The sequence below is a fragment of the Agrobacterium sp. CG160-95 genome (genome assembly GCF_053521725.1).
Genome location: NZ_JBNWDU010000008.1, coordinates 242,022 through 265,266, shown reverse-complemented (window position 1 = coordinate 265,266; position 23,245 = coordinate 242,022). Strand labels below are relative to the sequence as shown.

At 58.3% G+C, this 23,245-nt stretch carries 19 protein-coding genes; 9 read left to right on the top strand and 10 right to left on the bottom strand.

What is annotated here, in order from left to right:
* Positions 1–361: 361 nt before the first annotated feature.
* The 4 genes from prmC to ACQZ63_RS24055 all read right to left on the bottom strand — a co-directional run bounded on the left by prmC (position 362) and on the right by ACQZ63_RS24055 (position 6,060).
* Positions 362–1,231 (bottom strand): peptide chain release factor N(5)-glutamine methyltransferase, encoded by an 870-nt coding sequence (gene prmC, locus ACQZ63_RS24070; RefSeq protein WP_448799435.1) that lies wholly within the window; start codon positions 1,229–1,231, stop codon positions 362–364.
* A complete protein-coding gene (gene prfA / locus ACQZ63_RS24065) occupies positions 1,228–2,310 on the bottom strand; it encodes a peptide chain release factor 1 (RefSeq protein WP_004432104.1) in 1,083 nt (360 codons plus the stop codon). Before prfA ends, prmC begins: the two co-directional genes overlap by 4 nt.
* A 28-nt stretch (positions 2,311–2,338) precedes the next feature.
* On the bottom strand, positions 2,339–4,606 hold the full coding sequence (ptsP, locus tag ACQZ63_RS24060) for a phosphoenolpyruvate--protein phosphotransferase (RefSeq protein WP_004432101.1): 2,268 nt from the start codon (positions 4,604–4,606) through the stop codon (positions 2,339–2,341).
* 176 nt (positions 4,607–4,782) lie between these two features.
* Entirely contained in the window at positions 4,783–6,060 is a 1,278-nt protein-coding gene (locus tag ACQZ63_RS24055) for an aspartate kinase (protein ID WP_004432098.1), read from the bottom strand.
* 388 nt (positions 6,061–6,448) lie between these two features.
* Here ACQZ63_RS24055 and ACQZ63_RS24050 point away from each other — a divergent pair, with 388 nt between their 5' ends.
* A complete protein-coding gene (locus ACQZ63_RS24050) occupies positions 6,449–8,296 on the top strand; it encodes a DEAD/DEAH box helicase (RefSeq protein WP_065663268.1) in 1,848 nt (615 codons plus the stop codon).
* Positions 8,297–8,417: 121 nt separating this feature from the next.
* Here the strand turns inward: ACQZ63_RS24050 and ACQZ63_RS24045 are convergent, their stop codons facing one another.
* Complete coding sequence (locus ACQZ63_RS24045) at positions 8,418–9,656, bottom strand: saccharopine dehydrogenase family protein (RefSeq protein ID WP_112391973.1); 1,239 nt, start codon at positions 9,654–9,656, stop codon at positions 8,418–8,420.
* Positions 9,657–9,715: 59 nt separating this feature from the next.
* Positions 9,716–10,813, bottom strand: a complete 1,098-nt coding sequence (gene nspC / locus ACQZ63_RS24040) for a carboxynorspermidine decarboxylase (RefSeq protein ID WP_013762135.1) — start codon at positions 10,811–10,813, stop codon at positions 9,716–9,718.
* Between nspC and ACQZ63_RS24035 the strand changes: the two genes are divergently transcribed.
* The 4 genes from ACQZ63_RS24035 to galE all read left to right on the top strand — a co-directional run bounded on the left by ACQZ63_RS24035 (position 10,812) and on the right by galE (position 13,086).
* Positions 10,812–11,045, top strand: coding sequence for a hypothetical protein (locus ACQZ63_RS24035; protein ID WP_004432079.1), 234 nt, complete (start codon positions 10,812–10,814; stop codon positions 11,043–11,045). The two genes, nspC and ACQZ63_RS24035, sit on opposite strands and share 2 nt — an antisense overlap.
* A 67-nt stretch (positions 11,046–11,112) precedes the next feature.
* Positions 11,113–11,457, top strand: coding sequence for a DUF883 family protein (locus ACQZ63_RS24030; RefSeq protein WP_004432077.1), 345 nt, complete (start codon positions 11,113–11,115; stop codon positions 11,455–11,457).
* A 9-nt stretch (positions 11,458–11,466) separates the two neighbouring features.
* Complete coding sequence (locus ACQZ63_RS24025; RefSeq protein ID WP_448799434.1) at positions 11,467–11,904, top strand: hypothetical protein; 438 nt, start codon at positions 11,467–11,469, stop codon at positions 11,902–11,904.
* A gap of 198 nt (positions 11,905–12,102) precedes the next feature.
* On the top strand, positions 12,103–13,086 hold the full coding sequence (gene galE, locus ACQZ63_RS24020) for a UDP-glucose 4-epimerase GalE (protein ID WP_113473304.1): 984 nt from the start codon (positions 12,103–12,105) through the stop codon (positions 13,084–13,086).
* A gap of 100 nt (positions 13,087–13,186) precedes the next feature.
* Here the strand turns inward: galE and ACQZ63_RS24015 are convergent, their stop codons facing one another.
* On the bottom strand, positions 13,187–13,762 hold the full coding sequence (locus ACQZ63_RS24015; protein ID WP_004432071.1) for a PRC-barrel domain-containing protein: 576 nt from the start codon (positions 13,760–13,762) through the stop codon (positions 13,187–13,189).
* 238 nt (positions 13,763–14,000) lie between these two features.
* Here ACQZ63_RS24015 and ACQZ63_RS24010 point away from each other — a divergent pair, with 238 nt between their 5' ends.
* Positions 14,001–15,725 carry a sensor histidine kinase gene (locus tag ACQZ63_RS24010; protein WP_448799433.1) on the top strand — a complete coding sequence of 575 codons (1,725 nt, stop codon included), beginning with the start codon at positions 14,001–14,003 and terminating at the stop codon, positions 15,723–15,725.
* Between the two features lie 299 nt (positions 15,726–16,024).
* Here the strand turns inward: ACQZ63_RS24010 and ACQZ63_RS24005 are convergent, their stop codons facing one another.
* Together ACQZ63_RS24005 and ACQZ63_RS24000 are read right to left on the bottom strand one after the other, a co-directional pair.
* Positions 16,025–17,014 carry a sensor histidine kinase gene (locus tag ACQZ63_RS24005; RefSeq protein WP_035252645.1) on the bottom strand — a complete coding sequence of 330 codons (990 nt, stop codon included), beginning with the start codon at positions 17,012–17,014 and terminating at the stop codon, positions 16,025–16,027.
* Positions 17,015–17,109: 95 nt separating this feature from the next.
* A complete protein-coding gene (locus ACQZ63_RS24000) occupies positions 17,110–17,904 on the bottom strand; it encodes a response regulator (protein ID WP_004432063.1) in 795 nt (264 codons plus the stop codon).
* 137 nt (positions 17,905–18,041) lie between these two features.
* Here ACQZ63_RS24000 and ACQZ63_RS23995 point away from each other — a divergent pair, with 137 nt between their 5' ends.
* Together ACQZ63_RS23995 and ACQZ63_RS23990 are read left to right on the top strand one after the other, a co-directional pair.
* On the top strand, positions 18,042–18,248 hold the full coding sequence (locus tag ACQZ63_RS23995) for a NepR family anti-sigma factor (protein ID WP_004432062.1): 207 nt from the start codon (positions 18,042–18,044) through the stop codon (positions 18,246–18,248).
* On the top strand, positions 18,248–18,814 hold the full coding sequence (locus ACQZ63_RS23990) for an RNA polymerase sigma factor (RefSeq protein ID WP_004432061.1): 567 nt from the start codon (positions 18,248–18,250) through the stop codon (positions 18,812–18,814). Before ACQZ63_RS23995 ends, ACQZ63_RS23990 begins: the two co-directional genes overlap by 1 nt.
* Positions 18,815–18,880: 66 nt before the next feature.
* On the opposite strand, the gene ACQZ63_RS23985 is transcribed toward ACQZ63_RS23990, so the two are convergent.
* Positions 18,881–19,351, bottom strand: a complete 471-nt coding sequence (locus ACQZ63_RS23985) for an Lrp/AsnC ligand binding domain-containing protein (RefSeq protein WP_004432060.1) — start codon at positions 19,349–19,351, stop codon at positions 18,881–18,883.
* Between the two features lie 175 nt (positions 19,352–19,526).
* Between ACQZ63_RS23985 and putA the strand changes: the two genes are divergently transcribed.
* Positions 19,527–23,213: a trifunctional transcriptional regulator/proline dehydrogenase/L-glutamate gamma-semialdehyde dehydrogenase gene (gene putA, locus ACQZ63_RS23980; protein WP_448799432.1), complete on the top strand. Its 3,687-nt coding sequence runs from the start codon at positions 19,527–19,529 to the stop codon at positions 23,211–23,213.
* Positions 23,214–23,245: the final 32 nt, after the last annotated feature.

Here is a 23,245-nt window from a genome sequence, read left to right as displayed (position 1 = left end):
CTGGTTATTTTCATGCAATTCCGGGCGGAAAACCGCTGGAAACTTTTCCTGAAATTGCTCCATTACGCGCCCTGCTGGAGATAACCCCAGACAAGACCCCGCGTATGACGACCGGTCGCGCAAAATGCTGCAACGAGCCACCTGCGAACAAAGTTTACTGATTCACATGCCGGAAACGCCCAGCCTTCAGGGTTCTCAAAAGAACCCGCTTCGGGACTGACCCATACCCTGACGAATCTAAATTCGTCCTCAGCCACCCGGCATGTGGCGGCAAACTATCCCGCTTCATGCGGAAATCCAAGCCTTTTCTTTTGCTGTGCAAAATATCCTTGCAAATAATCCGCAGACGTATCGCGAACAACTATCTCCGGAAGGTCAAAACTCTGTCGTTGCCGCCATAATCCTTCACAGCGTCGAGAAGAGAGAAGCCGTGGGAAGCAAATATAGCGGAAACATCAAGCCTTTGATCGAAACCGATCTCCACACCGACAATCCCGTTTTCCACAAGAAAGCGGCCTGCGTCGGCAGCGATGAGGCGGTACGGTGCAAGGCCGTCCTGACCTCCGTCCAGCGCCGCCATCGGATCGTGATGGCAAACCTCTCGGTCTAGCGTTGTGACGATGTCACTTCTTATATAAGGCGGATTCGACACAATTATGTCAAACCTGCCAGAGATTTTTTTGAACCAGTCGCTACGCATGGTTTCAAAACGCGAGGCGAGACCATTTCGGGCAGCGTTTTTCGCTGCGGTTTCCAGCGCATCGGCGGAGATATCGCTGCCGACGCCAGTTGCTTCCGGACATTCCTTGAGAAGCGCCAGACAGATCGCACCCGTGCCCGTACCCAGATCCAGAATGCGCGCACTGCCCTTGTCGGCAACATTTTTTTTCAACGCAGGCAACAGCGTATCGACCAGAACTTCCGTATCCGGGCGGGGTTCGAGCGTCTCCGTCGATAAAAGAAGATCGAGCCCGTGAAATTCGCGGTAGCCGAGAATACGATGGACTGGCTCTCCGCCTGCGCGCCTTTCGACCATGGCGGCAATGCGGGCGCTTTCTTCCCGAGTGACGGGATGGTCCGGTTTCATCACGAAATCGGTCAGTGAAAAACCGGTAACGTCGGCGACCAGCAGGCGCGCATCAAGCAGCGGGTCGGCGATGCCCGCCGCCTGCAGCCGTTTGCGGGCTGCGGCAAGCTCGGTCGAAACGGTCCCGTCAGCGCCGCCACTCAAAGCTGTTGTTCGCCGAGCTGGGCAAGCTGACCGGCCTGATAATCAGCAATCAGCGCGTCGACAAGCTCGTCGATCTCGCCTTCGATCATCCGGTCGAGCTTGTAGAGGGTCAGGTTGATGCGGTGATCAGTGACCCGCCCCTGCGGAAAATTGTAAGTGCGGATACGCTCGGAACGGTCGCCGGAACCGACCTGGCTCTTGCGGTCGGCTGAACGCTCGCTTTCCACCTTCTGGCGCTCGATGTCGTAAAGACGCGAGCGCAGAACCTGCATGGCCTTGGCGCGGTTCTGGTGCTGCGACTTTTCAGAACTGGTAACGATCAAACCCGTCGGAAGATGGGTGATGCGAACGGCGGAGTCAGTGGTATTGACGTGCTGGCCACCTGCACCCGAAGCCCGCATCGTGTCGATACGGATATCTTCCGGGCGAATTTCGACATCGATATCCTCCGCCTCCGGCAGCACGGCAACAGTGGCTGCCGAGGTGTGGATGCGGCCGCTCGCTTCTGTTTCCGGCACGCGCTGCACCCGGTGCACGCCGGATTCGAATTTCAGCTTGGAAAACACCCCTCGCCCGCTGATCGTGGCGATGATTTCCTTGTAACCGCCCGCCTCGCCTTCGCTTGCGGAAAGAACTTCAACTTTCCAGCCCTTGGCTGAAGCGAAGCGCTCATACATGCGAAACAGATCGCCGGCGAAAAGTGCCGCTTCGGATCCGCCCGTGCCGGCGCGGATTTCGAGGATGGCGCTTTTTTCGTCCGCCGCATCCTTGGGAAGCAGCAGGACCTGCATTTCCTTCTCAAGCTGGCCAATTCGGGCCTCGACCTCCGGCAGCTCCATTTCCGCCAGATCGCGCATGTCCTTGTCGGTCGTCTTGTCGGCAAGCAGCGCCTGCAGACCGGCGGCCTCGGAGACCGCCTTTTCGTATTCACGGACTTTTTTCACCACCGGCTCAAGTTCGGAATATTCCGAAGCCAGCTTCACATATACATCCGCTGCCGGACCAGCCGACATCCGCGCTTCGATCTCTCCGAAACGCCTTTCCAACTCGCGCATTTTTTCGACGGGAAGCTTCGCCACCAGTCACTCCGATTATGAAACAGGTCTTTTAAATGGGAATGGAATGCGTCGCGGCAAAGCGTAACAACACCTCGCGCGCGCTTTCCAGCGAATTATGATCGTCGAGCGCAGCGTTCAGCTCATCGGCAAGGCTCGCGGCATCAAGCCCGAGAAGCATGGCCTTGACGGGACCAATCGCCGTCGGCGACATGGAAACCGAACGGAAACCAAGGCCGATCAAAGCCATGGCCGAAAGTGGCTTGCTTGCCATTTCGCCGCAAAGCGTGACCGAGGTGTGGTGCTTTTCGCCAGCGCGCACGATATCGCGCAGAATGCGCAGGAACGGCTTACCAAGATTGTCGAAACGATCCGAAACCCTTGCATTGCCGCGATCGACCGCCATCGAAAACTGGAACAGGTCGTTCGAACCGACGGAGACGAAATCCACTTCCTGCATCAGCTCATCGAGTTGCCACATCAGCGAAGGTACTTCCAGCATCGCACCAAATTGCAGCTTTTTCGGAAGCGCATGGCTGAATTTCGAAAGATGCTGCACTTCCTTCTGAAGCAGATCGCGCGCCGCGCGGATTTCGGAAACCTCCGTCACCATCGGCAACATCATGCGTAGTTCAGCACCTGAGGCAGCACGCAGAAGCGCGCGCATCTGTGTGCGCATCAGACCCGGGCGGTCGAGCGACAGGCGGATCGCCCGCCAGCCGAGCGCCGGGTTTTCCTCTTCCTGGCCGCGCATATAGGAAACGACCTTGTCGCCGCCAATATCCAGCGTGCGGAAGGTAACGCTCTTGCCCTTGGCCTGCCGCAAGACGGACCTATAGAACGCTTCCTGCTCCTCGCCCTTGGGCATGTTGGAGGCGATCATGAACTGCAGCTCGGTGCGGAACAGGCCGATGCCATCGGCGCCGGATTCCTCGAGCTGCGGCAGGTCTACGAGAAGACCCGCATTCATCTTGAGGTTGACCTTCTGGCCATCCTTGGTGATCGGCTCGACATTGCGAAGCGCGCGGAACTGCTCTTGGCGCTTGGCACGCAGGCGCACCTTCTCCTCATAGGCGCGCTGCAAATCCGACATCGGGCGCAAATGCACCTGGCCGTCATCGCCGTCGATGATGATGGGATCGTTATTTTCAGCGAGGGCGACGATGCCCGTCGCCTGCCCGATGATCGGAATGCCCATGGCGCGCGCCACGATCACGACGTGGCTCGTCACCGCACCGTCTTCGAGCACCAGGCCGCGCAATTTCTCACGCGGGTAATCCAGCAATTCGGCGGCACCCATGGCGCGCGCCAGAACGATGGCGTCCAGCGGAAAATCATGCTCGGGGCTTCGACCGCCGAAACCGATCAGCTGGCGCAGCAGCCGGTTGGCGAGATCGTCGAAATCATGCATGCGCTCGCGAAGATAGGGATCAGTCAGGCGCATCATGCGCGCCTTTGTGTCGCTCTGCACTTTCTCGACCGCAGCTTCCGCCGTCAGGCCGTTGCGGATAGCTTCTTCCATGCGCCGCACCCAGCCCTGATCGTGGGCGAACATGCGGTAGGTCTCAAGAACCTCGCGATGCTCGCCTTCGGTCGGGACGTCGCGGCGCTGCAACATGTCGTCGATCGACAGGCGCAGCGAACCGATCGCGTCGGCAAGACGCAGGATTTCGGTATCGGCATCCTCATTCAGCAGATTGGTGACAACGATTCGGGGGTCATGCAGCACGACATGACCAAGACCGATGCCTTCGCCATAAGCATCGCCATCAATGGAAACGGCACGCGTCAGGTCCAGCTCCACACCGGGGCGGGTGATCTTTTTCAATTCACCGCTCGCCACTATTTCAGCGATGAGCATCGCGGTTGTCTCGAGCGCTTCAACTTCATCCTCTCGGTATGTTCGGCTGACCTTGTTCTGGACCACAAGAACGCCAAGAGTGCGACCGGAGCGCAAAATCGGCACGCCGAGGAAGGAATGATAAATTTCCTCACCCGTTTCAGGAAGATAGCGGAAAGCCGGATGCGCCTGCGCATCGGAAAGATTGAGAGGTTGGGCGGAAGCGGCAATGGTACCGACAAGACCCTGCCCCATTTTCAGCTGGGCAAGATGCACGGCATCCTTGTTGAGACCTTCGGTAGCGTAAAGCTCCAGCACGCTGTCGGAACGCAGCACGTAGACCGAGCAAACCTCCGCCACCATGTTGCTGGCTATCTGACGGACGATCTGGTCCAGACGGTCCTGCGGCTCAAGGTGCTCCGCCATCATTTCGCGCAGCCGCTTTAGCAGGACGCGCGGACCTGCAGAAAGGTCTCTCATCGCGTTTGCTCCCCGACGCTTCCGATCCGAATGTCATAATATTCGAGAATCAAAACGTCATTTAAAAAATTTATAGCGCGAGAAGCGCGTCCCGCAAGGGACACGCTTTCATGAAACGCCACATCGGAAGAACGCAACCCCGAAGAATCGGAGCATCGGGAACCGATGTCTCGAGCTTAGTTCTTATCGAGACCGTAAGCAGAATGCAAAGTGCGAACGGCCAGTTCGGCATAGGCACCGTCGATCAGGATCGAAATCTTGATCTCGGAAGTGGTGATGGCCTTGATGTTGATGTTCTTCTCGGCAAGCGCCTTGAAGGCGCTGGCAGCAACGCCAGCATGGCTGCGCATGCCGATACCGATGACCGAAACCTTGGCAAGGCCGGTCTCGTTCTGCGCAACGTCGAAGCCGATCTGGGCCTTGTTCTCGTCCAGAACGCGCAGAGCCTTGGCAACGTCGCCAGAAGGAACGGTGAAGGTCATGTCGGTGCGCGACCCATCTTCGGAGATGTTCTGCACGATCATGTCGACATTGATATGCGCTTCGGCCAGTGGCCCGAAGATCGCGGCGGAGACGCCCGGACGGTCGGCCACGCGGCGCAGCGAGATCTGTGCTTCATCCTTGGCATAGGCGATGCCGGTTACGACTTCCTGTTCCACGATTTCTTCCTCGTCACAAATCAAAGTACCGGGCGGGTTGATGAGGTCGCCCATGCCCGGCGCATCGGGATCCTCGAAGCTGGAGCGAACGAAGGTGCGCACCTTGTGTACCATGGCAAGCTCGACGGAGCGAACCTGCAGAACCTTCGCACCGAGAGACGCCATTTCGAGCATTTCCTCGAAAGCGATCTTCTTCATGCGGCGAGCCTTGGGCTCGATGCGCGGATCGGTGGTATAGACGCCATCGACATCGGTATAGATATCGCAACGGTCCGCCTTGACGGCGGCGGCGATGGCAACGGCTGATGTGTCCGAACCGCCGCGACCGAGCGTCGCAATGCGGTTATCCGGGCCGATGCCCTGGAAACCGGCAACAACGGCAACCTGGCCCTCGCCCATGCGGTGAACGATATCCGAACCGTCAATCTCCAGAATGCGGGCGGCACCATGTGCGTTGTCTGTGCGGATCGGAATCTGCCAGCCCTGCCATGAGCGCGCATTGATGCCCATGGATTGCAGCGTTATCGCCAGAAGACCCGATGTCACCTGCTCGCCGGATGCAACGACCGCGTCATATTCGCGTGCATCGTAAAAGGAGGCGGCGTTGGCGCCAGCCACCTTCGCAGCATTCTGCACCCAGTCCACCAACTCGTTGGTTTTACCGGACATGGCGGAAACGACCACGGCCACTTCATGGCCGGCATCCACTTCGCGTTTCACATGCCGTGCGACATTGTGAATGCGTTCGAGGTTCGCGACGGACGTGCCGCCGAATTTCATGACAATGCGAGCCATAGCCTTGACCAGTACCATCCCTTTTTTCCGCCAGCCGTTTTTCAGGTGCGGACAAGAACAAACCCAGTCGGCTCTTTTTGATAAAGAGCCTCAAGTTGCGGGTCTCTTAGCGAAAAGGCGGGGGGCACGCAATGCCGTTTATGAACCATGCGGTACGCCTTTTTTTATAGCCCCGGCGAAAGAAGATGTCGGGATGGAATGGGCGACCGCATGCGGCGCTGTGAAAGAGCGTACCGCAGTGCACTGTACAAACGGGCCTATTCGCAGTATGGAGCGCGGCAATGCAACCGGCCAAATGGCCGTAATGGCCTGCATCGGCTGCCCCGGAGACTTTAGGACCTATTGGTTTCGGGCGGATGCAGGCAGCTTCATATCCGAAAGACGGTAGATGACAGACACCCAGGGTATCGCCCCGGCGATCGCGCAGGCGTTGGAAAAACGCGGCTACAAAGATTTGACCCCCGTGCAGAAGGCCATGCTTTCGCCGGAACTCGCCGACAAGGACGCGCTGGTTTCCGCGCAGACCGGCTCCGGCAAGACAGTTGCCTTCGGCATTGCGCTCGCGACCACGCTACTGTCGGAAAACACCCGTTTCGGCCAGGCTTCCGCGCCGCTGGCACTCGCCATTGCGCCAACCCGCGAACTGGCCATGCAGGTCAAGCGCGAGCTGGAATGGCTTTATGAATTCGCCGGCGTATCGATTGCGTCCTGTGTTGGCGGGATGGATATCCGCAGCGAACGACGCGCACTGGAGCGAGGCGCGCATATTATCGTCGGCACCCCCGGCCGCCTCTGCGACCACATCAAGCGCGGCGCGCTCGATCTGTCGTCGCTACGCGCCGTGGTACTGGACGAGGCCGACGAGATGCTCGATCTCGGCTTCCGCGAAGATCTGGAATTCATTCTGGAAGAATCGCCGGATAACCGCCGCACGCTGATGTTCTCGGCCACCGTTCCGCGCAGCATCGCCAAGCTTGCCGAAAGCTACCAGAAGAACGCCGTTCGCATCGCCACCGCCTCAGAACAGAAGCAGCATGTGGACATCGAATACCGCGCCTTGCTGGTGACCGGCTCCGACCGCGAAAACGCCATCATCAATGCGCTGCGCTTTTACGAAGCCCGCAACGCCATCGTTTTCTGCTCCACCCGTGCGGCCGTGAACCATCTGACGGCCCGTCTGAACAATCGCGGCTTTTCCGTCGTGGCTCTGTCAGGCGAACTGACCCAGAACGAACGCACGCATGCGCTTCAGGCAATGCGTGACGGTCGCGCCCGGGTTTGCGTGGCGACTGACGTTGCTGCACGCGGCATCGACCTGCCTGGCCTCGAACTGGTTATCCACGCCGACCTGCCGACCAATTCGGAAACGCTTCTCCACCGTTCCGGCCGTACCGGCCGCGCCGGGCAGAAGGGCGTCAGCGCCATCGTGGTGCCTGTCAACCAGCGCCGCAAGGCCGAACGCCTTCTGGAAGGTGCCAAGGTCAGCGCAGCATGGGTTCGCCCGCCTTCGGTCGAAGAGATCGTTGAACGCGACGGCGCCCGTCTCCTGGCCGATCCGGCTCTCACCGAGGCCGTGGCCGATGACGAGCGTGATTTCGTCAAGCAGCTGCTTGAGCAGCATGGCGCGGAAAAAGTAGCAGCCGCCTTCGTGCGCCTTTACCATGCCGGACGTTCCGCCCCGGAAGACATCACCGAAGTCGCGTTGGACAATACCCGCAAACCGCGCCGCGACAGCTTCGAAACCCCTGAAAACGACGCGCCGCGCCGTGAACGTTCCGACTTTTCCGACAGCGCTTGGTTTTCGCTTTCGGTGGGCCGCAAGCAGAGCGCCGAACCCCGCTGGCTCATCCCCATGCTCTGCCGCTTCGGCAAGATCACCCGTCAGGATATCGGCGCCATCCGCATGCAGCAGACGGAGACTTTTGTGGAACTGGCGGCCGATGCCGTTGATCGTTTCACCTCCGCCATCGGCAAGGACATGATGCTCGAAAAGGGCATTCGTCTGAAGGCTCTGGAAGGCAAGCCGGAAATGACCGGCAGTGTTCGTGAGGACACCCGCCCGGCCACGGCCCAGCGGAAGTTCAACAAACCCAATAATGCTGGCGGCGCAGCCGACGACCGCAAGGGCGACGACAAGCCCTGGAAAAAGAAAAAGACTTTCGGCGACAAGCCCAAATTCGAAGGCAAGAAGGACCGGCCTTTCGAAAAGCGCGGACCGAAGCCAGCAAAGAGCTGAGGCGCGGGTCAGTACCGTGCGGTAAATCCTCGGCTTAAGGCCGAGGATGATGCCAAGTAACCGGCAAACTTCATCACAAAAAAAGCCCCGCTTTTGCGGGGCTTTTTATTGTCTTGATGGATCAGAACGTCAGGGCGCGGTCGCCGTTTTCGTCCTTGATACGGCTTGGAAGGCCAATCTTGTTCAGAAGGTTCAGGAAAGGCTGCGGTGGCAGTTCTTCCACATTGGCCATCTGCTTCACATCCCACTCGCCGGTGGCAATCAGCATGGCGGCAGCGACCGGAGGAACGCCGGCGGTGTAGGAAATGCCCTGCGATCCAACTTCTTCGTAGGCTTCCTTGTGGTCGGCCACGTTGTAGATGAAGACTTCGCGTTCCTTGCCATCCTTGATGCCCTTGACGACATCGCCGATGCAGGTCTTGCCGACATAGTCGGGTGCAAGCGAAGACGGATCCGGCAATACGGCCTTGACCACCTTCAACGGCACGACTTCCAGACCTTCGGCAGTCTTGACCGGCTTTTCGGAGAGAAGACCGAGGTTCTTCAGCACGGTAAAGACGTTGATGTAGTGATCGCCGAAGCCCATCCAGAAGCGCACATCGGCGCCATCCATGTTTTTGGATAGCGAATGCACTTCGTCATGGCCGGTCATATAGGCCTTCTGCTTGCCGACAACCGGCAGATCGAATTCCTGGCCGACCTCGAACATCTGGTTCGTCTGCCACTGGCCATTCTGCCAGGAATAGACGACACCGGTGAATTCGCGGAAGTTGATTTCCGGATCGAAGTTGGTGGAGAACCAGCGGCCATGGCTGCCGGCATTGATATCGACGATATCGACCGAAGTGACCTTGTCGAAATATTCATCCTTGGCAAGGCGGGCATAGGCATTGACCACGCCGGGATCGAAACCGACGCCGAGCAGTGCAGTCACGCCCTTTTCCTTGCATTCGCCAGCGCGCTTCCACTCGTAGTTTCCGTACCACGGCGGCGCCTCGCAAATCTTGGTGGGATCCTCGTGGATCGCCGTATCCATATAAGCAACACCCGTGTCCATGCAGGCACGAAGAACGGACATGTTGACGAAAGCCGAACCGACGTTGATGACGATCTCTACGCCGGTTTTCGTAATCAAGGCTTTCGTCGCCTCGATATCCATCGCGTCAAGCGCATGGGCCTCAAGTTTCACATCTGTCTTGAGGCTCTTCTTTTCGCGTACGGACTCGACAATCTTGCGGCACTTTTCCAAAGTCCGTGACGCAATATGAATGTCTCCCAATACATCGCTGTTCTGGGCGCATTTATGCGCCACGACCTGTGCTACGCCACCGGCGCCGATGATCAGAACGTTCTTCTTCATTTCAGGTGATGCCTCCTTTTCCCCGCAGGGATCAGCTTCGTTTCATGTTAAAACAGGGTTTAAGACAGGCTTTGCTCGAAATCGGCAAAGTCGAATTCGCGAACGGCACGCACGCTGCCGTCGAGTTCCTTGATGGCAATCGCCGGCATCTTCACGCCATTGAACCAGTTCTTCTTGACCATGGTGTAGCCGGCCGCATCCTCAAAGGAGATACGATCACCGACCTTCAGCTCCTTGTCGAACCGGAAGTCGCCGAAAATATCGCCCGCAAGGCAGGATTTACCGCAGACCATGTAGGGATGTTCGCCCTCGTTAGGCAAAACCTTGGCGGTTTCGCGATAGATCAGGAGGTCGAGCATATGCGCTTCGATGGAGCTGTCGACGATGGCGAGGTTCTTGCCATTGAACAGCGTGTCGAGAACCGTCACTTCAAGCGTCGTGCTCTTGGTGATCGACGCTTCGCCGGGCTCAAGATAGACCTGAACGCCGTATTTTTCCGAAAAAGCCGCCAGGCGATCGCAGAACTGGTCGAGCGGATAGTTGTCGCCGGTAAAATGGATGCCGCCGCCGAGGCTGACCCATTCCGCACGCGACAGGAGCGATCCGAATTTCTCTTCGATCTGCGTCAACATGCGGTCGAACAACGAAAAATCGCCGTTTTCGCAATTGTTGTGGATCATGAAGCCGGAAATCCGGTCCATGACCTTGTCGACCTTGGCGACATCCCATTCGCCGAGACGGCTGAAGGGACGTGCGGGATCGGCAAGATCGAAGCTCGAAGAGCTGACCTGCGGATTGAGGCGCAGACCCCGGGTGATACCGGAGGCCTTTTCTGCAAAGCGCTCAAGCTGGCTGATGGAATTGAAGATGATCTTGTCCGCGTTCGAAATCACCTCGTCGATTTCGTAGTCGGCATAAGCGACGGAATAGGCGTGGGTTTCGCCACTGAATTTCTCGCGGCCCAGACGCACTTCATAAAGCGACGACGAGGTGGTGCCGTCCATATATTGCGACATGAAATCGAAAACGGACCATGTTGCAAAGCACTTCAGCGCCAGAAGCGCCTTGGCGCCGGATTTTTCCCGCACATAGGCAATCTTCTCCATGTTGCGAAGAAGTTTTGTCTTGTCGATGAGGTAATAGGGAGTCTGAAGCATGGCGTTTCACATATTGATTGAAGTCAAGGTCCGTCTGGATGATGGGCCTTATATGATGCTTGTTACAGGAAAACAAATGTCCGGCACCGAATTCCCGGAAAATTGCCCCCGCCGCAAAATCCGCGGGAGAAAACTCGCCAAGCCGCGGAACCAAGCGGGCATCGGCGCGTTTGAATGGCGGACAATCGGGTTTACGGCTGCCGCAACGAAAGTTCGTAAGCGTCGGCATTGATCCGCGGCGGCAGTCTTTTTGACCTGACGCCATTTCCATCAACGATGTTCCAGGAAGGACTTCACCCATGGCAAGCGTGCGTAGCAGCGTCAACGACAAGATCCAGCAATCCCTCGAAAACGGCGATGCAGCCGATGTGGCAGCACAGCTTGCCCAACTTCGCGAAGATCTGGCAAATCTTGCCAAGAGCGTTAAGGCGCTGGGCGTTGGAGCCTCGCATGAACTGAAGGCGCAGGCCGCCCGCGTGGCCGACGACGCACTGACCGCTTCCGGCGAGATGGCCGACAGCGTTCGCAACGAAATTTCCTCGCTGAACGACAATCTGACGGATCAGGTCCAGAAGAACCCGCTGCAGTCCCTCGGCATCGCCGTTGGTGTCGGTTTCGTGCTCGCCCTCCTCACACGTCGATAAGGCCGCATCATGCTTGAGGCATTGCTGGTCTATCTGGGAGACACCCAGCGTGAAGGACGCGTCGTGACACGGCGCCTGCGCGCCACGATAATCCTTTGGGTGCTGACCGGGATATTCTTCCTGATCGCCTTCGTAGCTGCTGTCGTGGCGGGTTCCATCTATCTTGCCCGGCATGTCGGCGCAGGGCCGGCCGCGCTTGTCGTAGCCGGTACGGCGTTTCTGCTTGGTATCATCATGCTGGTGGCGCTTGCGATCGTCAAACGTCCTAGAGCCTATGTTGCAAGACGACCCGTCGCATCCTTGACGGCAGCTCCCTTGACCGCAGCACCTCTGGCGCTGCAATCGCTGCTGACGCTGGCGATCCAGGCGCGCCCCTACGCGACGCTCGCCGTTGCCATGGCTGCCGGCTTTCTGGCAACCAGAGCCAACACCAGGAAAAAGAAATAGGCACGCCTTTGGGCGCGTTTAAGGCTCTTCGTCAAACTCTCATTCGCTGCTGCGCATCCGGACCATGGATGCGCAGTTTTTTTTATGTTACCCGCGATGGATAGACTGGTTGATGGTGCTCAGTGCCACGCCGCCCTTATTTGAACAAAGTGAAATACAGTCTCCCGCACGTCCCGTTTTTTTTCTGAAAGGCGATTGATGAAGAAGAAAGTCCTTGTCGTCGGCGGTGCCGGCTATATCGGTTCGCATACCTGCCTTCTCCTGTCTGAGCGGGGATATGAACCGGTCGTTTTCGACAATCTGTCCAATGGACATGAGGAATTCGTCCGCTGGGGACCCTTCGAGCAGGGCGACATTCGCGACCGCGCACGCCTGGACGAGGTTTTCGCCAGGCACCAGCCGGAGGCCGTACTCCACTTTGCGGCGCTGATTGAAGTCGGCGAATCGGTAAAGCAACCCGTGGCCTTCTACGACAACAACGTCATCGGTTCGCTCAACCTGCTGTCTGCCGCCATCGATGCCGGGGTCACGGCATTTGTTTTCTCCTCCACCTGCGCCACCTACGGTTTGCCGGAACAGGTGCCGATTGACGAGACGCACCGCCAGGCGCCGATCAACCCTTACGGCCGCACCAAATGGGTAGTCGAGCAGGCGCTGAAGGATTACAGCACCTATAAGGGGCTGCGCTCAGTGATGCTGCGCTATTTCAACGCCGCAGGTGCAGATTTCAAAGGCCGCATCGGCGAATGGCACAAGCCGGAAACCCACGCAATCCCGCTCGCCATCGAGGCGGCACTCGGTCGGCGTCAAGGCTTCAAGGTGTTCGGCACGGATTATGACACCCGCGACGGCACCTGCGTGCGTGACTACATCCATATTCTCGATCTTGCCGACGCCCATGTGCGGGCAGTGGACTATCTGCTGGCGGGCGGTGAAACGGTTGAACTCAACCTTGGCACCGGCACCGGCACGACTGTGAAGGAGTTGCTGGCGGCGATTTCGGACGTATCCGGCCGCCCCTTCCCGGTAGAATATACCGACCGCCGCGATGGCGATTCCACCACCCTTGTCGCCAATAACGACAAGGCAAAGGCGGTGTTGGGCTGGGAGCCGCGTTATTCCCTGTCTGATATCATCAAATCCGCCTGGGCCTGGCATTCCTCGCGCAATGCCGGGGACTGAGCGAACGCAATTTAAAACAAAAAGACACCGGCCAATGGCCGGTGTCTCTCGCGGGACGCCTGTTGAGGTCGATCCCGCTCCTGCCTCCCAGGTAAGGGGATCAGGGCTTGGTGGCGGACGTGGTGGTGCTGTCCGGAGCTGCCGGCGTTGCCGCGCTCTTTTCGCTGGCCTGCTGTTCCAGCGTCTTGAATTCCGGAGCAGCCTTCAGCGTTTCCGCCGTTTCGGTCGTCGTCAGGCGAATGGTGCCGTCCTGCGTGTTGCGGGTCATCGTTACCTTGTCCATAGGCACCGCGACATCCTTGGCACCAATACCGAGGAAACCTCCGACACCAATCACGGCTGCGACGAGACCGCCGTCTTTTTCCATGATGAGGTTGGTGACGTTACCGATGCTCTCGTCGGCTGCGGTATAAACCGACTTGCCGATGTAATCATTGGCGCTGATCTGGGTTTCACCCTGCTGGGTGATGTAAGCACCGCCTGTCGTCGCGGCCGCGCTATCATTGGCCAGAGGAGCCGCCGGCGCCATCGGGGTGGCGGGAGGCGTTGCCGGTTCAGTCTGAGCACTCGGATTTGCCGGTGCTGGCTGGGTTGTACCCTGGGCGATGGCAAGCGGCGCGAAAGCCGTCGTGCCCATCAGGGCGGCGGTGACGAGTATCGTAAGTTTCTTTGCCATTTTCGTACCTTCCTTTCATCGTTTTCGACTGGCCGGGCGGTGACGAATTTCGCTTTCCACTCCATGACCGGTTCGCTTTGCAAACGGGCTGACCATTGAAATGGTTCCGATTTTTTCAGTCGCATCGACGCGATTGCGACATTTTGGGGCTCCCGAACGAAAAAATCAGGCATTGCTAAAGGAGGATGGCGCGGTATTATCCGTGACGTAACAATGCCGTAACTGCCGGAGTTTTTGCATGCCTCAACCCGGCAAAAAACTGAAAAACACGTTCTCGGCTTTACGTCGACGCAGTGCGAATTTTTTTCCGACGGCCTCCATCGGCACCTATCTGGTGGTGATGGCAACCGTCATCACCCTGCCGCTTATCCTTTTCGGCGGCTACTTGATGCTGCGCCTTGAAAGCGAAAAGCGCGACGACCTGCAACGGGAGACGATCGAGGATGTCAGGGTCGTCAGCCGCAACATCGATCGGCGCCTGCAGGAAATCGCCACCTCCCTCAATCTGCTGTCGCAATTCCCGGAACTCGAGAATGGCAATCTCGCCGCTTTTCAGGGACGTGTTGCCGAAAGCCTGAAACGGGAGGGCCTGTACGCCATTCTGGCTACCAAGGAAGGCGAACAGTATCTCAATACCCGGGTGTCATTTGGCCAGCCTCTCAGCAAGGTGCCGGCCGAGGCCAATCTGGCCAAGGCAATCGAATCCCGTCGGATCACCGTTTCGGACATGTTTTTCGGCGCGACGAGCAAGGAGTGGGTGTTCAACGTGACCTTGCCGCTCGACCCCAATCTGGGGTCCGCCGGAGATGCCCTGATCCTGACGCAGAATACAAGTGACCTGAGCCGGCTCATTCCCACGGAAAACCTGCCGCGCAACTGGGCGGTCGCCATTATCGACGGTAACAATCGTGTTGTCGTTTCCAGTGCGCAGAATGGGGTGGAAGTGGGCAAGCCATTTGCCAGCCCCGCCATTCTTTCAGAAATGCAGGCCTTCAGCGGCAATTTCTTCGACGACAAGGGTAACCTCTATGCCTATGCCCAATTGCCGGGCTGGCAATGGCGAACCGTGATGTGGGGGCCACTTGCCGCAAGTCAGGCAGCATTGGTCGACACGTGGCGGCAAATGATGATCGGCAGCACGATGCTGGTGCTCATCGCCATCGGCGGCGCCTATCTGGTCGGCCGGCAATTGCGCAGTTCCATTCGCGATCTCACGCTCATGGCTGAACGCATCGGTGAAGGCGAGATCGTGGCGCCCGTCGATACCAAGATCAAGGAAGCCAACCAGGTCGCCGTCGCGCTCTCCAATGCTTCCTTCGACAGAAGCCAGTCGGAAGAACGGCTGCAACTTCTGCTGCACGAACTGGTTCACCGCTCCAAGAATATTCTGACGCTGGTTCAGGCGATGATCCGGCAATTGGGGCGGGAAAACAAAAGCATCCCGGAATTCCAGAAAGAGGTGGACCACCGCCTGCGCGGTCTCGGAATGTCGATCCGGGCATTGGCGGAGGTTCAATGGCAGGGCTTGCCGATCCGTAAGCTGATCGAGACCCACCTCGACGTTTTCGGCACCGTTTCGGAACGCTTCCAGCTGTCTGGGGACGATTTCATGCTTTCTCCGGAAGCGGCGCAAAATTTCGGGCTCGTGGTGCATGAGCTGACGACGAACTCCATCAAATACGGCGCCCTGTCGGTTGCGCTCGGAAAAATCACGGTGAGCTGGAAGCCGCTCGAAAAAGATGGACGTCAGATGATTTATATCGTCTGGACCGAAACGGGCGGGCCACCGGCGACGGAACCAAGCCGCAAGGGCTTTGGTACCACGGTCATCAAAAGGCATGCGGAAGGCGCATTCGGCGGACAGGTGGTGACGGAGTATCGCGAAACCGGGTTCGAATGGTCGCTTGAAGCGCCGATGCGCTATTTTATACCCAAGCGACCCGATCAGGCAGGCCCGCTTTGAAAAATGGCGTGCTGGATCCCCGTACCAGCAGACGAAAAGCAGCTAATTTCGCCCTCCACAAAAAAAATACGTTTTAGTGGAACCGAATTAGGGCGGATGCATTTTTACTGCAGGCCAAGCAATTCCCCCGTCCCCGCCTGACGCTTGGCTGACAATAAACAGGTTTCACCCCTGAAAACCTGTCATAATAAAAAAGCACGGCTCTTTCATGGGCCGTGCTTTTTTTTGCGTTCTCGCAAAAACGGCCGAAGTGCTGCCTATGAGGCAGGTCTCCAACCGAGGGCCATTATTTCGAAATTTCAAATGTCGGTGACGTCCCCGGAAGGAAATTTAAGCCGGTAGACGATCCGCTCCGGCGTGAGGTGATATTCGGCACTCCCGCCCAATGCGGATGGAACGACCTTTTCCAGCACGACGCTGCCGAAACTGCCGCGCCTCGCCTGCGCCGGCTCTTTCGATGGCATGATCGGCTCGATCCACTCAACGATACAAAAATCGCCTTCCTGTCGGCATTGCAGCGAGATTGGCGGATGATAGGCGAGATTGCCGCTATGGCTGACCGTATTGACGACCAGCTCATGGAAAGCCAGACCGATATAAAGCGCGCCATTCGGATTGAGCAGCAGGTTTTCACCTTCCATGTGAATGAGATTAGGATATTCCGGCACATAGAGATCGAATTGCTGGCGAAGAAGCTCGAATATGCGAGCACCTCTCCAGTCGGAATCCGTGATGAGATCCTGACTTTGGGCAAGAGCGTGTAACCGGCCCCGAAACTTGCGCAGAAAATCATCCTTGGTGAGGCTGAAACGGGCCGTCTGGCCCGCAAGGCTCTGGATGATCGCCAGGAGGTTCTTGGAACGGTGGCTGACCTCGCGCAGCAGCGAGCGCAAAAGCTGCTCGCGCCGCCGTTCCGCCGTCACCTCGCGAATAGTGGTTTTCATCACCGCCTGCTTCGCCTGGTTGAAGGTGGAATGGATCTGGAACTGGAAAACCCGGTCATTGCCGGCATTAACTTCCAGCATGCCCCGACTGCCCACCACATTCATATCTTTTTTGAGTTCGGCAAGCCGCTCTGAAAGATCGGTGCCAAACACATTTTCATCCGTGGGATGGCTATCGGTCGGCAGACGCCACACATCCGGCAGATTGGCCACGAATATATACTCCCGGTTCCAGTCTTGTAACATGACTGTCTCGCCCGAATCGAGCAAAGCGAGGACGAGCGAATCGTGTAGCTCGCTCTCGTTCCTCTCCGCGTTATGCCATGCCAGCCGATGCAAATTCATCTCCCTGCAAAAAGCCGTGAGATCACCTCACGACCGTAACCGCGAACGTCCGGGTACCGTAGTTGTTCCCGGACAGTCTACGGTTTCGGCAAATTTCACGCCGCGACGCGAGAGCTTTCGTTGAAAAACAGCGCCTGGCTGATAAGCGCTTTCACCATGTCCGGGTTGAACGGCTTCGTAACGAGGAATGTCGGCTCAGGCCGCTCACCCGTCAAAAGACGCTCAGGGAAGGCTGTAATGAAGATCACCGGCAGAGACGTCATCTGAAGGATCTCCTTCATGGCATCAAGCCCGGAGCTGCCGTCTGCAAGCTGGATGTCGGCAAGGATCATCTTCGGCTGCGTGCGGTTGAAGAGATCGATCGCCTCCGCATGCGTGCGGGCAATACCCGTAACGCGATGGCCGAGATCGGTGACCATCTGCTCGATATCCATGGCGATCAGAGGTTCGTCCTCAATAATCATGATATCGGTGGCAACCTGGCGGGCGATTTCAGAGGCCGCCTCATCGATCAGCTGGCCGATCTGGGCTTCAGTTACCCTCAGAACCTCTGCTGCTTCCGAAGCTGTGAACTCTTCGACCGTGGTCAGAAGGAAAGCCTGGCGGGCGAGCGCTGGTACCGCAGAGAGGTTGGCGGAAGCGCGCTTTTCCCAACCTGACAGGTTTTCATCGGCCTTTATATTGATCGTGACGGAACTAAAAATCGATACGAACAATTGATAAAGCGAAACCCGATCGTTGCTTGTCGGCGGGAAGATGCTGATATCGGCGATCAGAGCTTCAAGTGTTGCTGCAACATAGGCATCGCCAGTGGATTGAGAGCCGCAAACGGCACGCGCGAACCTGCGCAGATATGGCAGGTGCGGTGCGATGCGTGTAGAAACTGACATGGAATTCTCCCCTTTCATGCGGTCTGCAACGCAAACCCACGATAGCAACGTGCGCATCATAAAAAAAGTTCCGGATCGCCGGAACTATTTTTTTCATCGCGCATTCTTGCCACGACACAAAAGGAATACCGGACGTTATGAACATATTTCAATCGGACCAAGATTCTCCGGACAATCCGGCCAACCCTCAGGTCCCGCACTCTGGACGTGCGGTGATTTCCCGCAAGCTCAGGGAACTCTACGATGCTGTTCAGGAAGAAGGCATCCCTGACAAATTCCTCGATCTTCTCGAGAAACTCGATGAAGCCGAAAACAGAGCCAAAGACAAGGCTTCGGGGGAATGATGGCGAAAGAGCCGGAGCAGACAGAATACAATTTCAAACGGGAAATGCTGGCGGCACTGCCAAACCTGCGCGCATTCGCGATCTCACTCATCCGTTCGAGGGATCGCGCTGACGACCTCGTACAGGATACGATCATGAAGGCCTGGGCGAAACAGGAGAGTTTCCAGCCCGGAACCAACATGCGCGCATGGCTGGTGACGATCCTGCGTAACGAATTCTACAGCCAGATTCGCAAGTCTGGCCGCGAAGTACAGGATACCGACGGGGTTTACACCTCGCGCCTGTCGGTACCGCCAGAACAGCATGGTTCGGTCGATCTTCAGGATTTCCGTACGGCACTTGCAAAATTGCCCGACGATCAGCGCGAAGCGATATTGCTGATTGGCGCCTCGGGCTTTGCGTACGAAGAAGCAGCCGAGATTTGCGGTTGCCCGGTTGGCACGATCAAGAGCCGTGTCAGCCGCGCGCGATTGCGCCTGCAGGAGCTTCTCGGCATCGAAAACGAAAACGAGTTCGGTCCTGACGCGCAGATGAGCGCCGTTACCGCCGCAGCCACAGCGCGCTGAGCTGGCAGAATTCGCAAAGCATTAGACGGGTAGGCTCGTGCCTGCCCGTTTTTCTTCGCCGCTTTGTCAGATACCGGTCTCCTTGACCGACTGCATCACGACGAATGTCGAAGTGTTGGAAACCGATGGAAGGCTGGAGATTTTTTCGCCGAGCACCCTTCGGTATTTGCGGATATCGCTGGTGCGCACCTTCAGTAGATAATCGAAGGCGCCGGCGATCATGTGGCATTCCTCCACCTCCTTGATCTTGCGCACCGCCGTGTTGAATTCCTCAAGTGCCTTTTCGCGTGTGTCGGAAAGCTTGACCTCGGCGAAAGCGATATGGTCGACGCCCAGTTTCTGCGGATTGAGCACCGCACGGAAGCCCAGAATATAACCTTCATCCACCAACCGCTTGAGCCGCGTCTGGCACGGCGTCTTGGAGAGGCCGACCCTTTTCGACAGTTGCAGCACCGACATGCGCCCGTCTTCGCTGAGGGCCTCGAGAATCTTGAGATCGAAGTGGTCCAGATCGTCTGTTTTATGACTATTTGCCATGTGATTTAACGCCAATTTTGAATAATAAAAGTTCATATGGCCTGTTCTATCCTCGAAATAGGACCATAGCAATTTTTACAGCAATGATATTGTACGCAACAGAATGACAAGCGGCGAGCGGAGGACACGCTGCCGCTGACAGTCTGTCTTCAACAGCTTTTTCAGGATTTTCAGAATGGCCGATGGTGCAAGCAAAGCCGATGTAAACCCGCAGCAGACGGTGAACGGTATTTTCCAGAATTTTGCACCGCCCGTGCGCGAGCAGAGCCCGTTGCGCAAAGCAATTACCGCCGCTTACCGCCGCCCAGAGGAAGAGTGCCTGGCGCCTCTGATCGATGCTGCGACCGTCACGCCCGAGCAGGCCGCAGCCATTCGCACCACGGCAACCAAGCTGATCGAGGCGTTGCGCGCCAAGACGAAAGGCACCGGCGTCGAGGGGCTGGTGCAGGAATATTCGCTCTCCAGCCATAAGGGCGTGGCCCTGATGTGCCTTGCCGAAGCACTGCTGCGCATTCCCGACACCGCCACCCGCGACGCGCTGATCCGCGACAAGATCGCCCGCGGCGACTGGAAGTCCCACATCGGCGGCGGGCGCTCGCTGTTCGTCAACGCCGCAACCTGGGGTCTTGTCATCACCGGCAAGCTGACCTCGACGGTCAATGACAGCGGCCTTTCGGCGGCGCTGACCAAGCTGATCGCCAGGGCTGGCGAACCCGTCATTCGCCGCGGCGTCGATATGGCGATGCGCATGATGGGCGAGCAATTCGTGACCGGCGAAACGATTGGGGAAGCGATCAAGCGCTCGAAACCGCTGGAGGAACAGGGTTTCCACTATTCCTACGACATGCTCGGCGAAGCGGCGACCACCGCCAAGGATGCGGAGCGTTATTACAAGGACTACGAAAACGCGATCCACGCCATTGGCAAGGCCTCCGCCGGGCGTGGCATCTATGGTGGCCCCGGAATTTCCATCAAGCTTTCGGCCCTGCATCCGCGTTATGCCCGTGTGCAGGCAGAGCGGGTAATGGCGGAGCTTCTGCCGCGTGTGAAATCCCTGATGCTGCTCAGCAAGAAATACGATATCGGCCTCAACATTGACGCCGAGGAAGCCGACCGGCTGGAACTGTCGCTCGATCTTCTGGAGGAACTGGCGCTCGACAAGGATCTTGCCGGTTGGAACGGCCTAGGCTTCGTTGTGCAGGCCTATGGCCGCCGCTGCCCCTTTGTTCTCGACTACATCATCGATCTCGCCCAACGTGCCGGTCGCCGCATCATGGTGCGTCTTGTCAAGGGCGCCTACTGGGATGCGGAGATCAAGCGCGCACAGGTGGACGGGCTGGAAGACTTCCCGGTCTTCACCCGCAAAGTGCACACGGATGTCTCCTATATCGCCTGCGCCCGCAAGCTGCTTGCCGCGCGTGACGTCGTGTTCCCGCAATTTGCGACCCACAACGCCCAGTCCATGGCTACCATCTACCATCTCGCTGGTCCGGACTTCAAACTCGGTGATTACGAGTTCCAGTGCCTGCACGGCATGGGCGAACCGCTTTACAGCGAAGTCGTCGGCAAGAAAAAGCTCGATCGTCCCTGCCGCTTTTATGCGCCTGTTGGCACCCACGAGACGCTGCTTGCCTATCTCGTCCGCCGTCTGCTGGAAAACGGCGCGAACTCCTCCTTCGTCAACCGCATAGCAGATCCCGCCGTGCCGGTGGCTTCCCTGCTGGAAGATCCGGTCACCGTGGTCAAGGCTTACCCCGTTCCCGGCGCACGGCACGACCGCATTGCTGCACCCGCTGGTCTCTTCGGCCCCGAACGGGCAAATTCCGCCGGCCTCGATCTTTCGAATGAAACGGCACTTGCCGCGCTGGACAACGTCCTTAAGGCAGGTGCGACGACGGAATGGAAAGCCGCAGCACCGCATGCAGGCGGAAAGACACGCCCGGTCCTCAATCCCGGCGACCACAATGATGTCGTCGGTTATGTAACCGAACCGACAGAGGCCGATGTCGAGGCGGCAATGCAACGGGCCGCAGCCTCCAACTGGTCTTCCACGCCGGTCGAGGAGCGCGCCGCCTGCCTGGAGCGCGCTGCCGACCGGATGCAGGCCGAAATGCCGGCCCTGCTTGGCCTCATCATGCGCGAGGCCGGAAAATCCATGCCGAACGCCATTGCCGAGGTGCGCGAAGCGATTGACTTCCTGCGTTATTACGCAGCGGAAGCCCGGAAGACCTTCAAGGCCAACGAGACACCGCTCGGCCCGGTCGTCTGCATCAGCCCGTGGAACTTCCCGCTTGCCATCTTCATCGGCCAGGTAACGGCAGCACTGGTTGCCGGTAATCCGGTACTGGCAAAGCCCGCCGAAGAAACCCCGTTGATCGCCGCGCAGGGGGTACGCCTGCTGCATGAGGCAGGCGTTCCGCAGGACGCCGTGCAGCTTCTGCCAGGTGACGGCAAGACCGGTGCGGCACTAGTCGGCTCAGCGCTCACGGCGGGTGTGATGTTCACCGGATCCACTGAAGTGGCGCGGCTCATCCAGGGTCAACTCGCAGGCCGGGTTCTCGCAAACGGCCAGCCCGTTCCCCTGATTGCCGAGACCGGCGGCCAGAACGCCATGATCGTCGATTCCTCAGCGCTTGCCGAGCAGGTCGTCGCCGACGTCATCGCCTCTGCCTTCGACAGTGCCGGCCAGCGTTGCTCGGCGCTTCGCATTCTCTGCCTGCAGGAAGATGTGGCCGACCGCACCCTGACGATGCTGAAGGGCGCGCTGCACGAATTGCGCATCGGGCGCACCGATAGCCTTTCCGTCGATGTCGGCCCCGTGATCACCGCTGAAGCTAAAGGCATCATCGAAAAACACGTTGACAGCATGCGCGCACTCGGCCACCGGATCGAGCAGATTTCGCTTGCCGGCGAAACCGGCAAGGGCACCTTCGTGCCACCGACAATCATCGAGATGAAATCGCTCGCCGATCTTAAGAAAGAGGTCTTCGGGCCGGTGCTGCACGTCATCCGGTTCAAGCGCGACAATCTCGACCGGCTGATCGACGAGATCAACGCCACCGGCTATGGCCTGACCTTCGGCCTGCATACGCGTCTTGACGATACCATCCAGCATGTCCTGTCGCGCGTCGCGGCCGGTAATCTCTATGTGAACCGCAACATCATCGGCGCCGTGGTCGGCGTCCAGCCCTTTGGCGGGCGAGGCCTCTCCGGCACCGGCCCCAAGGCGGGCGGTCCGCTCTATCTCGGCCGCGTCACACAAACCGCGCCGAAGATCGACCGCGTTGCCAGCCAGCAGGACCAGGCGGCTGTCGATCTCGCCCGCTGGCTGGATGAAAACGGCCAGAGCGTTGCAGCCGAAGCCGCAAGACAGGCCGCAGCCCTATCCGGCCTCGGTTTCGAAACCGAACTGGCAGGCCCAGTCGGCGAACGCAACGTCTATGCGCTGCATCCGCGCGGCAAGGTGCTGCTTATTCCGGCCACGGAGCAAGGGCTCTATCGCCAGCTTGCGGCAGCGCTTGCCACCGGCAACTCGGTCGTTATCGATAATGCGTCGGGGCTGGAAAAGTCGATCTACGGATTGCCGGCAACCGTCACCTCGCGCATCACATGGGCTGACAGCTGGGAAAAATCCGCACCGTTCGCCGGCGCGCTGATCGAGGGCGATGCGGAACGTGTCGTTGCGATCAACAAGAAAATCGCCGCCCTGCCCGGTCCTCTGGTTCTGGTTCAGGCCGCCACGACGGAAGCGCTTGACCGTGAAACCCAGCCCTACAATCTCGACTGGCTGGTGGAAGAAGTCTCCGTCAGCGTCAACACAACGGCTGCCGGCGGCAATGCCAGCCTGATGAGCATCGGCTGATTATCTGGTTCCGGCAGGGTCTCGACCCTGCC

Coding starts and splice junctions, on each gene's coding strand:
- ptsP (WP_004432101.1), bottom strand. CDS start 4,606: ATGAGAGACCTTTCTGCAGGTCCGCGCGTCCTGCTAAAGCGGCTGCGC.
- ACQZ63_RS24055 (WP_004432098.1), bottom strand. CDS start 6,060: ATGGCTCGCATTGTCATGAAATTCGGCGGCACGTCCGTCGCGAACCTC.
- ACQZ63_RS24050 (WP_065663268.1), top strand. CDS start 6,449: ATGACAGACACCCAGGGTATCGCCCCGGCGATCGCGCAGGCGTTGGAA.
- ACQZ63_RS24045 (WP_112391973.1), bottom strand. CDS start 9,656: ATGAAGAAGAACGTTCTGATCATCGGCGCCGGTGGCGTAGCACAGGTC.
- ACQZ63_RS24035 (WP_004432079.1), top strand. CDS start 10,812: ATGGCGTTTCACATATTGATTGAAGTCAAGGTCCGTCTGGATGATGGG.
- nspC (WP_013762135.1), bottom strand. CDS start 10,813: ATGCTTCAGACTCCCTATTACCTCATCGACAAGACAAAACTTCTTCGC.
- ACQZ63_RS24030 (WP_004432077.1), top strand. CDS start 11,113: ATGGCAAGCGTGCGTAGCAGCGTCAACGACAAGATCCAGCAATCCCTC.
- ACQZ63_RS24025 (WP_448799434.1), top strand. CDS start 11,467: ATGCTTGAGGCATTGCTGGTCTATCTGGGAGACACCCAGCGTGAAGGA.
- galE (WP_113473304.1), top strand. CDS start 12,103: ATGAAGAAGAAAGTCCTTGTCGTCGGCGGTGCCGGCTATATCGGTTCG.
- ACQZ63_RS24015 (WP_004432071.1), bottom strand. CDS start 13,762: ATGGCAAAGAAACTTACGATACTCGTCACCGCCGCCCTGATGGGCACG.
- ACQZ63_RS24010 (WP_448799433.1), top strand. CDS start 14,001: ATGCCTCAACCCGGCAAAAAACTGAAAAACACGTTCTCGGCTTTACGT.
- ACQZ63_RS24005 (WP_035252645.1), bottom strand. CDS start 17,014: ATGAATTTGCATCGGCTGGCATGGCATAACGCGGAGAGGAACGAGAGC.
- ACQZ63_RS24000 (WP_004432063.1), bottom strand. CDS start 17,904: ATGTCAGTTTCTACACGCATCGCACCGCACCTGCCATATCTGCGCAGG.
- ACQZ63_RS23995 (WP_004432062.1), top strand. CDS start 18,042: ATGAACATATTTCAATCGGACCAAGATTCTCCGGACAATCCGGCCAAC.
- ACQZ63_RS23990 (WP_004432061.1), top strand. CDS start 18,248: ATGGCGAAAGAGCCGGAGCAGACAGAATACAATTTCAAACGGGAAATG.
- ACQZ63_RS23985 (WP_004432060.1), bottom strand. CDS start 19,351: ATGGCAAATAGTCATAAAACAGACGATCTGGACCACTTCGATCTCAAG.
- putA (WP_448799432.1), top strand. CDS start 19,527: ATGGCCGATGGTGCAAGCAAAGCCGATGTAAACCCGCAGCAGACGGTG.